Annotated in this window: 7 protein-coding genes, 1 tRNA gene and 1 pseudogene; 1 reads left to right on the top strand and 8 read right to left on the bottom strand. The window is 61.0% G+C overall.

The genetic code is table 11. The annotated features are described in order from the left end of the window. Nucleotides 1-28: 28 nt before the first annotated feature. The 4 genes from MOP87_RS19020 to MOP87_RS19005 form a co-directional block, all read right to left on the bottom strand. Nucleotides 29-835 carry a carbon-nitrogen hydrolase family protein gene (locus MOP87_RS19020; protein ID WP_242809897.1) on the bottom strand — a complete coding sequence of 269 codons (807 nt, stop codon included), beginning with the start codon at nt 833-835 and terminating at the stop codon, nt 29-31. Between the two features lie 13 nt (nt 836-848). Then, nucleotides 849-2531, bottom strand: a complete 1683-nt coding sequence (locus tag MOP87_RS19015) for an NAD(P)/FAD-dependent oxidoreductase (RefSeq protein ID WP_027913612.1) — start codon at nt 2529-2531, stop codon at nt 849-851. A 184-nt stretch (nt 2532-2715) separates the two neighbouring features. Next, complete coding sequence (locus MOP87_RS19010) at nt 2716-3177, bottom strand: Lrp/AsnC family transcriptional regulator (protein WP_242809896.1); 462 nt, start codon at nt 3175-3177, stop codon at nt 2716-2718. A gap of 99 nt (nt 3178-3276) precedes the next feature. Then, nucleotides 3277-4401: a Fic family protein gene (locus tag MOP87_RS19005; protein WP_242809895.1), complete on the bottom strand. Its 1125-nt coding sequence runs from the start codon at nt 4399-4401 to the stop codon at nt 3277-3279. 283 nt (nt 4402-4684) lie between these two features. Between MOP87_RS19005 and MOP87_RS19000 the strand changes: the two genes are divergently transcribed. Continuing rightward, nucleotides 4685-5650, top strand: a complete 966-nt coding sequence (locus MOP87_RS19000; RefSeq protein ID WP_027913615.1) for a tetratricopeptide repeat protein — start codon at nt 4685-4687, stop codon at nt 5648-5650. A 71-nt stretch (nt 5651-5721) separates the two neighbouring features. Here the strand turns inward: MOP87_RS19000 and MOP87_RS18995 are convergent. The 4 genes and pseudogenes from MOP87_RS18995 to dnaG form a co-directional block, all read right to left on the bottom strand. Then, nucleotides 5722-5798: transfer RNA gene (locus tag MOP87_RS18995), tRNA-Ile, on the bottom strand. A gap of 16 nt (nt 5799-5814) precedes the next feature. Continuing rightward, nucleotides 5815-8772 (bottom strand): annotated as a pseudogene (locus MOP87_RS18990) (EAL domain-containing protein); the annotation flags it as partial. 339 nt (nt 8773-9111) lie between these two features. Beyond that, a complete protein-coding gene (gene rpoD, locus MOP87_RS18985) occupies nt 9112-10959 on the bottom strand; it encodes an RNA polymerase sigma factor RpoD (protein WP_027913617.1) in 1848 nt (615 codons plus the stop codon). Between the two features lie 67 nt (nt 10960-11026). Beyond that, nucleotides 11027-13003, bottom strand: coding sequence for a DNA primase (dnaG, locus tag MOP87_RS18980; RefSeq protein WP_027913618.1), 1977 nt, complete (start codon nt 13001-13003; stop codon nt 11027-11029). Between the last annotated feature and the right edge of the window lie 28 nt (nt 13004-13031).

The following is a 13031-nucleotide window of genomic DNA, read 5'->3' as shown; positions in this document are numbered from 1 at the left end:
ACCATGCTAGCCTGCAAGCGCTGCGCTGTCAGTGATCCTGCCCAGGCGTTCGTCCGTGCAAGGCCTGACGCAGGTCGGTGAGGTAGGGGAATGCTCGACGGCCCTGCACCACGGCTTGCTGTTCCAGCTCGGCCAGCAGCAGGCATTCTTCATGGCCTGCCATGCCCAACACGCCGCCATCCGGGCCGACGATGCTGCTTTGTCCGCAATAGTCGATGGCGCCTTCCGTGCCGCAGTAGTTGGCATACACCAGGTAACACTGGTTTTCCTGGGCCCGGGCCCGCACCGTCACCTGGCAAACGAAGTCGTAAGGCTTCATGTTGGCCGTCGGGACCAGGATGAGCTCGGCGCCGGCCAAGGCCAGCCGACGGGCATTTTCCGGGAACTCGATGTCGTAGCAGATCAGCAGGCCGACTTTCCAGCCGTCCAGCTCGACGACCGGAAAATGATCCGGCCCCTGCGTGAACATCATGCGATCAAGCTCACCGAACAGATGCGTCTTGCGGTAGTTGCCCAGGGTGCGGCCATCGGCAGCGATCAGTTGCGCGCTGTTGAAAACGGCACCGTTTGGGTCGCGTTCCGGGTAACCGTAGGCGATGGCGATACCGTAGGTCTGCGCTGTCTGCATGATGTGCTGCGCTGACGGGCCATCGCAGGCTTCGGCCAGTTGCTGCACCTGGGCCGAGCCGATGTTGTAGCCGGTCAGAAGCATTTCCGGGCAAACCAACAGTGACGCGCCCTGGCCGGCCGCCAACTGCGCCTGGTCGCGCAGCCGCTGCAGGTTGCCGGGCACATCCAGCGGGCCAGGCAGCGCTTGGAACAAGGCTATGCGCATGACAGCTCCTGGGTCAGTCGGCCAGCGCGATCGGGCCGATCTCGTCGAACACATCGCCTGGCCCCGGATTCTCGGGGTGGGTATGCCCGCCGAAGTGATTGATGATACCCCACACCGCATTGAGCGACGTCTGCACGGCGCCCTCCACCCAGGCAGGCGTCCAGGACACGTCGTCGCCGGCAATGAAGATGCCGCGCTGCTCGGCGGGCATGTCCTTTTGCATGAAGTGGGCATACATGCGTTGGTTGTAGCGGTAATGACCGGGCAGAGCGCCTTTGAAGGCGCCGAGGAAATATGGGTCCGCTTCCCACGACACCGTGATCGGATCGCCAATGATGTGGCCGGCGATGTCGGTCTTCGGATAGATCTTCTTCAGCGCGTCCAAGGCCAGCTGCACGCGTTTCTCGACCGGGTGTGGCAGCATTTTCAAGGCATCGCTCATCCAGGCATAGGACAGGCAGATGACCCCCGGCTTGTCGTCGCCGTTATCGAACAGGTACGTGCCGCGGGTCAGGCGGTCGGTCAGGGTCATGCTCAGCAGGTCGCGGCCGGTTTCCGGGTCCTTGTCCTTCCAGAACGGCCTGTCGACCATGACGAAGGTTTTCGACGACTGCATGTAGCGGGTGCGGTCCAGTGCCATCCACATTTTCTGGGAGAACAGCGATTCTTCGCAGTCGATCTGGGTGGTCAGCAACCACGTCTGGCAGGTGGCGAGCACGGCGCCGTACTGGCGGGTATCACCCCAGTTGTCGGTGACGGCCAGGCGGCCATCGGCAGCGCGCTGGATCCGCTTGACCCCGGTGCGGGGTGCGCCGCCATGCAGGGACCGCAAGCTGGTGCCCTCGGGCCAATGGGCGCAGCGCTCGGGCCGATGACGCCAGATACCTTGCGGTACCTGCTCCACGCCGCCCACGATCAGATGCTGATGATCATCGCAGTTGGTCATGACCACCCGGAAGATTTCCAGCATCGAGTTGGGGAAGTCAGAGTCCCAACCGCCTGTGCCGAAGCCTACCTGGCCGAACACTTCGCGGTGCAGGAAGCTGAGCTTGGCGAACGAGCGCGAGGTGGCGACGAAGTCGTAGAACGTGCGGTCGTCCCACAGCGGTACGAGTTTGTTCCACAGCGCCTTGAGGCGTGGTACATCGCGATCACGGATCGCTTGCTGGATATCGGCGAATTGCGCACCGCTTTCCAGCGCGTCAGCCCAGGCGTCGGCCACTTCATGAAACAACTGGGGAAGATCGGCAGGGGTTTCGGCGTAGTAGGTCTGGCCTTCGAGGTCGATCACCGTGCTGCTGGAGGCCGAGCTCAACGGGTTAGGGAAGGGCTTGGTCTGCAACCCTAGCTTGTCCACGTAGTGATAGAACGCCGTGGACGAGACCGGAAAGCGCATGCCACCCAACTCGGCGACGATGCCATCGGTGCCATTGAAGGCTTGCGAGCGCAGCCGGCCACCCAGTTTCGAGGCTTCGTACACCACTGGCTTGAGCCCCAGTTTCATGAGCTCGTAGGCGGCCACCAAGCCGGCGATTCCGGCGCCGATGATCGCGACTTCCTCGCCGTGACGTTGCGCCGGAATCGTGCCCAGGCCTGCCGGATGCTCCAGCCAGTCATCGAAGGCGAATGGAAAATCCGGGCCGAAAATGGTGATGGGTTTCTTGCCGTCGTCAGGGTGCCGGTTGTTCTTGTTCATTGAAGGACCTTGCCAGAGCGGCTGCGCGATGTGCTGAGCCTGAGTATAGGAGACGTCTGGCGGTCATTTTAGAGAGGGGGCGTTTCGTTATTAAGAAGCAGAATGAGGTCGAAATGTCTCAGGGTTGGTCATAGTGACGTGTCAGGTGAGCACTTTGACGATTTCGGCGTCATGAGCCTGGGTTTCAAAGCGCCTGACCGCGATCCACCTTGCTGCTGAGGATGATCGACGTGGTGGTTTTTTCGACGCCCTCGACGTTGCCGATCCGGTCCAGCAACTGGTCCAGTTGTTCCGGTGACTCCGTGTGCAGCCAGGCCACGTAGTCGAACTCGCCGCTCACTGCGCACAACTGCCGCACAGCGGCCATCGTGCTTAGTCGTTTGACGACCTCTTTGCCCGAGCGTGGCTGCACCTTGATGCCCACATACGCTTGTAGCCCACCGCCCATCCCCTGCTGCCCCAAGCGCACGCCATAACCGGAAATCACCTTGTTCTTCTCCAACCGCTCAAGCCGTGAGTTGACCGTGGTGCGAGCGATGCCCAACTGGCGCGCGAGCATGGCTACGCTTTCGCGGGCATTGATCTGCAACAGGGCGATCAGCTGGCGGTCGATTTCATCCAGGGCGAACGGGCGAGGGTCTGGCATGGCGTGGCTCGGCGAGCGAAAGGGGGGAGGTAGCCTAGCTAGGCTGTGTGGGTGGGGGCAAGGAGGATTGCCCCGCTGCGCTCAGACGTTCATTGAGGCTCACTGGGCTATTTGGTAACGCGTACTGCGGCCGCCACCGGGCAGGCGTTCGATGCAGCCTTTTTCCAGAAGATCACTGAGGTGGCGAGTAGCAGTGGCTTTGGAAACTTTCGCTACGGCTTGGTACTGCGCTGCGCTGATACCTTGCTCGAAGCCGCGCTCGCCATCGTCGAGCAGACGGTTGAGTACTTTTACCTGCTCTGCGGATAACCCCTGGCCGCGGTGCGCCTGCCAGAATCGCGCCTTTGCCAGTACTCGATCAATACGTACGAGAGCCTTTTCCAGGCTGTTGAGCAAGGTGGTCAGAAACCAATACAGCCAACGGGTGATGTCCAGTCCACTTTTCTGACTGGCTTCCAGGATGCGGTAATAACCGGCGCGGTCGTCGAGAATGCTCGCGGACATCGCATAGAAACGGATGGCTTGTCGTTCACCTTGCGCCAACGCCAAGTCGGTGAGGGCGCGGGTAAGGCGGCCGTTACCGTCATCGAACGGGTGCAGGGTAACGAACCAAAGATGCGCGATACCCGCACGCAAGAAAGGGTTCAGGCTGGCATCGCGGCGACTGCACTCGAACCAGACGAGAAAATCCGCCACTTGTGTTTCCAGGCCAGTTCGCGCAGGTGCTTCGAAGTGGACCGTCGGGCGGTCGAGCCGACCGGAAACCACCTGCATGGGCTCATGGCCGCGCAATGTGCCGATATGCAGAGGTCTTGACATCAGCGGGTCATCGCTTGGAAACAACCAGCGGTGCCAAATGAAGAGCCGTTCTGTGTCTAGCGTTTGTTCATACCCCTGAGTGGCATCGAGCAGCAATGCTGCCAGGCCTTCTGATCGCGGTGTGGCTGATTGGCTTTCCTCGTTCAACCCTAAGCGCTGCGCCAGCGATGAGCGCACGGAACCAACATTCAGTTGCTCGCCCTCGATGGCGGAAGAGGTGATTATGTTCTGCAGCATGGCATCCAGGCTGCTCTGCACTTCAGTGTCGTGCCCTGCGGCATCGAGCATCCCCAACAGACGGCCCTGCGCCTGACTGCAGGCGTGCAGCAGTGGGGCGAGTGTTTCAGTTTGCCAAGTAAACCCTGGCCAACCGGGCTGCTGCCAGATCCATTGCGGGTCATTCATAGGTTACGTTCACGTGAGCCGATTAGGGAGCCTATTCGGCTCATTAAATGAGCCGATAATGCCGCCTATTCGGCTCACTGTCCAATGCATAGCGGGGAACATAGTGGCCTCAAGGGCGGTTTCAACACGGGCATCGGGCCCATGACGTGATATGAAATGCAAAAAAGCCGCACAGTTGCGCGGCTTCGGAGAAGGTGGTTCGAACCTGCCCAGCAGAGCCATTACCTTGTTGGCTTTTCTATACGCCCTTAACATGGCAGACCCTCGCAAGGCAGGAAACACCATGTGGTTCACGAATAAAAAAACGCTCAGTGCCGAGCAGGCGACTGCGCTCAATGACCAGGGCTGGGCGGCGTTCCGAGCACAGGATCTGGACGCTGCGCAGCAGTGCTTCGAGAACCTTGCCAAGGCGTGTCCCGACGACCCGCGCTGGATGAATGGCGTTGGCGCGGTGAGCCTGGCACGTGATGATCGCGCCAATGCTCATCGACACTTCCAGAGGGCCGCCGACCGTGATTATCCCGGCAGCCACTACAACCTGGGCATCATGGCCTACCAAGACGGTGATCACGACGTTGCCCGCCGACACTTCCAGAGGGCTGCCGAGCACGACTATCCGGGCAGCCACTACAACCTTGGCAGCATGGCCTTCCAGGAGGGTGACCACGACACCGCCCGCCAATACTTCCAGAAAGCCACCGAGTACGACTGTGTCCGTAGCCACTTCTACCTGGGCAGCATGGCCTACCAGGATGGCGATCACGATGCTGCCGTCGAACACCTCAACAAGGCTGTGCGCCACGATCATCCGGAGGCGTTGAACTTGCTGGGTGACGTCCATCTGCATGCAGAGCGTTATCCGCAGGCTGAGCAGGCCTACCGGCGCGCGGCCGAGTTGGGCAATGTCGACGGCTACAACAATCTTGGCCTTCTTTACTTGCAGCTCGAAGACTATCAACAGGCCAAGCAGGCGTTGTTGCAGGCCTTGGAGTCCGACCACGTCTACGCCCAGCACAACCTGGCTGTGGCCTATCACCGACTGGGCGAGCTCGAGGCGGCCGAGCGCTGGTACCTGATTTCCTTCTCAGAGCACGGCAACCTGCAGTCGCTGGAGAACCTTGGGCATGTCTATGGTGACAGTGGGCGTGAGGTCGAGGGCCAGGCGCTGGTCGCGGCCTCCGACAAGCTCTACGAGGATCAACCGCTCAACGATTACGAGCAGGCGTTGATCGACCGGTTGCTGGCCTGAGCCACGGTGACCTTGCCGCTAGCGCCGCCGACCCAGAAAGCCGAAAGCCGCGCAGTGCGCGGCTTTGGGTATGGTGGGCCCACACGGACTCGAACCGTGGACCAAAGGATTATGAGTCCTCTGCTCTAACCAACTGAGCTATAGGCCCTCAGTAGGAGGCGCGATTATAACGAGGGTTTCGCACCTGTGCCATCCGAAAGATCCGTTAGTGCTATACGAAGAAATTGCGCAGCGAATTCCTCTGGCAGCAAGGGCAGGCTGACGATGTAGCCCTGGATCTGCTCGCAGCCTTCGGTAGCCAGAAATCGCTGCTGGGCCTGGTTCTCGACGCCTTCGGCAATGATGGTCAGCTGCATGCTGCGGCCCAGCGCGATGATGGCGCGGGCGATAGCGGCATCGTGGGGGTCGTCGGGCAGGCCGCGGATGAAGGATTTGTCGATCTTGAGGATGTCCAGCGGCAGCCGCTTGAGGTAGCTCAACGACGAATAACCGGTGCCAAAATCGTCGATCGCCAGTTGCACGCCCAGTTTCTTCAACTGGTGCAGAACCGCGAGGGCTTCTTCGGCCTGGCTCATGATGAAGTTCTCGGTGATCTCCAGCTGTAGATCGCCGGCCTTGAGTTGGTGTTGCTTGAGCAGTGCCTCGATGCGCCGTGCCAGGTTGGGTTGGCGAAGCTGCGCGCCGGCCAGGTTGATCGACAGCGGGCCAAAGGGTTCGTAACGCTGTTTCCAGGCTTGCATCTGGCGGCAGGCCTGTTCCAGTACCCAATCGCCCAGTTGCAGGATGGTGCCGTTTTCCTCTGCCAGGTGGATGAAATGCTCCGGTGGCACTTCGCCAAATGTCGGGTGGCTCCAGCGGATCAAGGCTTCGGCACCGACCAGGGTCTGGGTTTGCAGGCTGAGCTTGGGCTGGAAGCACAGGCTCATCTCGTTGCGTTCGATGGCCCGGCGCAGTTCGTGCTCCAGGGCAACACGCTCACTGGCCTGGGCGGTAAGGTCGCGGGTATAGACTTCCACTCGGTTGCGCCCCTTGGCCTTGGAGCGGTACATGGCGGCATCGGCGTTGCGGATGAGCGTGGCGACATCGCTGCCGTCGTGTGGGTAGAGGCTTATGCCGATGCTGGCGCTGGTGAAGAACTCATGCTCGCCGGCCTGGAAGGGGGCGTTGAAACACGCCAGCAGCTTGTTGGCGATGGTGCTCGCGTCACTGGGCTTGTGCAGGCCAGGCAGCAGGATGATGAATTCGTCGCCCCCCAGGCGCGCCACGGTGTCCACGTCGCGCACCTGCTCTTTGAGGCGCTGTGCGATGCCCTTGAGCAGCAGGTCGCCTACCGGATGGCCGAGGCTGTCGTTGATGTGCTTGAAGCGGTCCAGGTCCAGAAACAGCACGGCGCCTTGGCGATTGGACAGTTGTCCACAGGTCAGCACGGCCTGGAGCCGATTTTCGAACAGGGTACGGTTGGGCAGGCCAGTAAGGGGGTCGTGATGTGCCTGGTAGTCCAGCTCGGCTTGTGCGTGCTTGATGCTGGAGATGTCGGCGAACACTGCCACGAAGTGCGTGATCTCGCGCTCGGCATTGCGCACGGCACTGATGGTCAGCCAGCTAGGGTACAGCTCGCCGTTCTTGCGTTTGTTGTAGATCTCGCCCTGCCAGTGCCCTTCATCGGTCAGTTGATGCCACAGGGCAGCGTAGAAGGCGCTGTCATGCTGGCCCGAGGCGAGCAGGCGGGGGGTCTGGCCCAGCGCTTCGATCTCGCTGTAGCCGGTGATCTCGCTGAAGGCACGGTTCACCGCACTGATGCGCTGGTCGATGTCGGTGATCAGCACGCCCTCGGCCGTGTTTTCGAACACTGTGGCGGCCAGTTGCAGTTTTTCCTGCATCAGGTGGCGCTCGGTAATGTCCCGGGCGATGGTCAACATACAGTCGGTGCCGGCGATTGGCAGCGGGCGCGCAGACAATTCGCACAGGCGAATCTGCCCGTCGCTACGGCGGATATGGCAGGTGAAGTCGCGTACGAAGCCTTCTCGGTTGAGCTGGTCGAGCAGACGCTTGCGTTCATTGAGGTCTACCCAGATGCCAAGGTCCAGCGACGTCTGGTCCAGAGTCGGGTGCAGGGCGTAGCCGGTCAGGCGGCAAAACCCGTCGTTGACCTCCAGCAGCAAGCCATCGTGCTGACGGGACAGCAACAGGCCGTCTGGTGAGGCATGAAACGCCTTGGCGAACTTTTCTTCGGAAATCTGCAGTTGTTGCTGGGTTTCCTTGAGCTGGCTGATGTCCCGTACGGCGACCACCAGCGCAGGTGTGCCGTCGAGTTCGAAGGTTTCAGCAGACGTAAGCCCTGTAAACACCTGGCCGTTGCTGCGCCTGAAGCTCATTTCCAGGTTGCGGATGCCGCCCAGGTGCAGGCGCTCCAGCAAGCGAGGGCCTGAACCCTCGACTGCCCATAGATTGAGCTCGGTCGCCGTCCGGCCGATGACCTGGCCAGGCGTCAGGCCTATCTGCTCCTCGAACGCTTCGTTGACCTCCAGCAAGCAGCCGTCGCTGTGGCGGGCGATCAGCAAGATGTCCGGGCACTGCTGGAACACCGAGGCAAACTTCTGCTCGGACAGACGCAGCGCATCTTCGGTGCGCTTGGTTTCACTGATGTCGATCATCAGGCCGCGCATGACGGGCTGGTGACCATGCTTGATCATGCTGACGATGTTGCGCACCCACAACGCTTGGCCATCGGCACGAATCACCCGGTAATCCAGGCTGTGGTCGCGCCCGGCGGCAGTTTCGCTTTCGCAGTAGGCCTGGGCCCATAACGCATCGTCAGGGTGCACGATGCTGCGCCAGAAACCGGGCTTTAGCCAATTGCTCAGGGGGTAACCGAGCAAAGCTTCGGCATGGGGCGATACATAGCTGTACGTGAAATCGTTCACGTCCGCTTCCCAGGCGATGGCTGAAAGGCTCTCGACCAGACCACGGTAATGGTACTCGCTGCTGCGCAGCTCCTGTTCCAGTGCGATGCGCCGGGAGATTTCGGAGCTCAGGCGCCGGTTGATACGCATGACCGTGGCCAGCACCAGTACCAGCAACAATACGGTGGGTACGCCGTACACCACCAGATCGGACCAGAACATGCGGGCAGTGCCGTGCTGTGCGGAGGCTTGCGGGGAGTCGGGTTGCGCCGTGGTTGGGCTGGGCATCGCCACGGCGACGTACTCGGCGACCGAACTTGGCTGTTGCACTTGCGCAACGCCCGTCGTGGTCCACAGGCTCAGGGTCACCAGCAGGATTGCCGGCATCAGGGGCATAGCGGCCTCTCGCATTCAAATGGTCTGAGTCGAGTGTAGACGGCCAATCACCTCTGGGATGGGTGTCAGGGAGGTTTTTTCAGGCTTAACAGGGCCTTGGAGACGGATGGCCAGTGGTGTGCGAAGCCTAGAAAAAACCCCGGCCTGGGCCGGGGTTAGTCATCACTCGTCGAGGAAGGAGCGCAGGTGCTCGCTTCGAGTCGGGTGACGCAGCTTGCGCAGCGCCTTCGCCTCGATCTGACGGATCCGCTCGCGGGTCACGTCGAACTGCTTACCCACTTCTTCAAGGGTGTGATCGGTGTTCATGTCGATGCCGAAGCGCATGCGCAGGACCTTGGCTTCACGTGCCGTGAGGCCCGACAGGACATCGCGGGTCGCTTCCTTGAGGCTCTCGACCGTGGCCACGTCGATCGGGGACTGCATGGTCGAGTCCTCGATGAAGTCACCCAGGTGCGAATCTTCATCGTCACCGATCGGGGTTTCCATGGAGATCGGCTCTTTGGCGATCTTCAATACCTTGCGGATCTTGTCCTCAGGCATTTCCATGCGCTCGCCCAACTCTTCCGGGGTCGGCTCACGACCCATTTCCTGCAGCATCTGCCGGGAAATGCGGTTGAGCTTGTTGATCGTTTCGATCATGTGCACCGGAATACGAATGGTGCGTGCCTGGTCGGCGATGGAGCGAGTGATCGCCTGACGAATCCACCAGGTGGCATAGGTCGAGAACTTGTAACCGCGACGGTATTCGAACTTGTCCACAGCCTTCATCAAGCCGATGTTGCCTTCCTGGATCAGGTCCAGGAACTGCAAGCCACGGTTGGTGTACTTCTTGGCGATGGAGATCACCAGACGCAGGTTCGCCTCGACCATTTCTTTCTTGGCGCGGCGAGCCTTGGCTTCGCCAATCGACATGCGACGGTTGATTTCCTTGATTTCGGAAACGGTCAGGCCGGTTTCGGTCTCAAGGTCGATCAGTTTCTGCTGGCACGCAACGATAGCTGCGTCCTTTTCACCCAAGGCCGCAGCCCATTTGGTGTTGCGCTTGGCAAGGTCACCGCTCCAGGTCTGGTCGGTTTCGTTGCTCGGGAACATGCGCAGGAAGTCGGCACGCGGCATGCGGGCATCACGCACGCACAGCTGCATGATGGCGCGCTCTTGCTGACGCAGGCGGCTCAGTGCGCCGCGAACGCGCTCGACCAGCACTTCGAACTGCTTGGGTACCAGCTTGATCGGCATGAACAGATCGGCCAGTGCCTGCAGGGCAGCAATGCTTTCCTTGTGATCACGGCCGTTCTTCTTCAGGACCTTGTTGGTGGCCTGAAGCTGATCGGATACCGCGCCGAAGCGTTGGGCCGCAACGACAGGGTCCGGACCGCTTTCGGTCTCTTCTTCGTCGTCGCTGTCGGACTCTTCTTCTTCGTCCTCGGACTCTTCCTTCGCAGCGGCAGTCTTGGCGCCTGGAATCGGCACTTCCTCTGTCGGTGCTGCGATGTTGTCATCGGGATCGATGTAACCACTGAGGACGTCCGACAGACGGCCACCTTCGGTGGTGACGCGGTCGTACTCGCCGAGAATGTAATCGACAGTGCCCGGGAAGTGGGCGATGGCGCCCATGACTTCACGAATGCCTTCCTCGATCCGCTTGGCGATTTCGATCTCGCCTTCACGGGTCAGCAGCTCGACCGTACCCATTTCACGCATGTACATGCGTACCGGGTCGGTCGTGCGGCCGATATCGGTCTCAACTGCCGCCAACGCAGCAGCGGCTTCTTCGGCCGCGGCTTCGTCGGTGTCGGCTTCCGCCAACAGAAGGGCATCCGCATCCGGAGCACTCTCGAATACGTTGATCCCCATGTCGTTGATCATGCGGATGATGTCTTCCACCTGTTCAGGATCTGAAATATCCTCAGGCAGGTGGTCGTTGACCTCCGCGTAAGTCAGGTAGCCCTGCTCACGACCGCGGGTGATCAACTCTTTGATACGAGACTGCTGTTGCGCTTTTCCGGACATAACACCCTATCCACTGAAGGTCTTGGCGGGCAAAAAACAAGCCGAGGATTATACCCGAGCATGGACCTCACGCGCCAGATGAGGTCGGGTTTTGTGCGGGAACATTCCGGCTCAACAAGGCGAGAAGCTGGGTTTTTTCCTCGCTGGTCAATTCGCTTTGACGGGATTTCCTGAGCAGTTGTTCCAGGCTTCGCTCACGTTGGCGAGCGGACAAGCTAGTAATGGTGTCGAAAAACTGTTGTTCAAGGTTGTCGGCCACGATCAACCATTCCTTCTCCGCCAAGGCCCGCAGCAGGCGACCTTGTTCGGTGCCATGCCAGCGTGCGATCAGCTGCATTGAGCTTAGCCCAGGATTTTTCTGTGCAGCTTCGATCAATGCCACCAGCAGTTGGCTGTAGAGCTGTTCTTCGTCGGCAAAATGGCTGGCGTCCTCCACCTTGCCGGCCAACAGCGGATGGTGCAGCAGCGTACGCAGCGCCGCCAGCGTAGGCGGTTCGACCGGTGCCGGCACGCGGGGCGGGGGCTCGTCACGCTGCCACGGCTTGCCGCCCTTGCGATGCTTGTCCCAGGGTTTGTCGCTCCAGGGTTTCTTGCCGCCGGCCTTTTTTGGCGTCCAGGCTTGTTCCTGATGGGCGCCAGCATAATCGGGCTGCGGCATGTCGCCGTAATCAGGCGTGTAGCTGACCATGGCATCGTAGTCATAGCCTGGATCGTAGTCTGCGCTGGGCGCCGCGGGGGCCTGCTGGGCCAGTTGCTCGACCTGCTGCGGATCGAGCCCGGTGATGTCCCGCAGGCGGTTGCGCATCAGCTGACGCAGGTTGGCACCCGGAATTTTTTCGATCAACGGTGCAGCCAGGGTCGCCATGTGCGCCTTGCCTTCGAGCGAGCGAGGGTCTGCCTCGATGCTCAACTGCTCGAAAAAGTAATCGGCCAGCGGTTGGGCGTGCTGATTGATGCGGGCCATGAAGGCGTCGGTGCCTTCGGCGCGGACCAGGCTGTCCGGGTCTTCGCCTTCGGGCAGGAACAGAAAGCGCGCGCGCCGGCCGTCCTGCAAGTTCGACAGGGCGGACTCCAGCGCCCGCCAGGCCGCCTTGCGCCCGGCCTGGTCGCCGTCGAAGCAGAACAGCACGCTCGGGACCACGCGAAACAGGCGCTTGAGGTGCTCTTCGCTGGTGGCAGTGCCCAGGGTGGCCACGGCGTTGCGCAAGCCCTGCTGGGCCAGGGCAATCACGTCCATGTAGCCCTCGACCACGATGATTTCGTCGAGGTTGCGGTTGTGCTTGCGGGCCTCATACAGCCCGTACAGCTCCTGGCCCTTGTGGAACACGGGCGTTTCAGGGGAGTTCAGGTACTTGGGCTTGTCGTCGCCTAGCACCCTGCCGCCGAAGGCGATGATACGGCCACGGCTGTCACGAATCGGGAACATCACCCGATCGCGGAAGCGGTCATAGCGTTTACCGGTTTCGGCATTCTCGATCAGCAGGCCGGCATCGATCATGACCTTCTGCTGCAGCGTGTCGGCACCCAGGTGCTTGAGCAGGTTGTCCCAGCCCGGCGGCGCGAAACCCAGGCCAAAATCCCGCGCCACTTCGCCGGATAAGCCGCGGCCCTTGAGGTATTCCACCGCCGCCTTGCGGGTCGGATGACTGCGCAGGGCCTGGCGGTAGAACTCCGAGGCGGCGTCCAGCAGCGGATACAACGGGGAATCGGTCGGCTGGCGCGGTTTCTGGTCGCGCCGGCCTTGCTCGCGCGGGACTTCCATGCCTGCCGCGCGTGCCAGTTCCTCGACGGCCTGGGGAAAATCCAGGTTGTCGTGGTCCATGACGAAGCCAAGGGCATTGCCACCGGCGCCGCAACCAAAGCAGTAATAGAACTGCTTGTCGGGGCTCACGGTGAAGGACGGGGTCTTTTCCTTGTGGAACGGGCAGCAGGCAGAATAATTCTTGCCGGTTTTTTTCAGTTGGACACGGGAGCTGACCACGTCGACGATGTCGAGGCGGTTGATGAGGTCGTCAATGAAACTCTGGGGAATCAGCCCGGCCATGGCAGTCTCGTCAATCTGGCAACTGGCA

The sequence above is a fragment of the Pseudomonas sp. I3-I5 genome (assembly GCF_022699445.1).
Lineage (GTDB): Bacteria > Pseudomonadota > Gammaproteobacteria > Pseudomonadales > Pseudomonadaceae > Aquipseudomonas > Aquipseudomonas fulva.
This window is presented reverse-complemented; position numbering and strand designations above follow the sequence as displayed.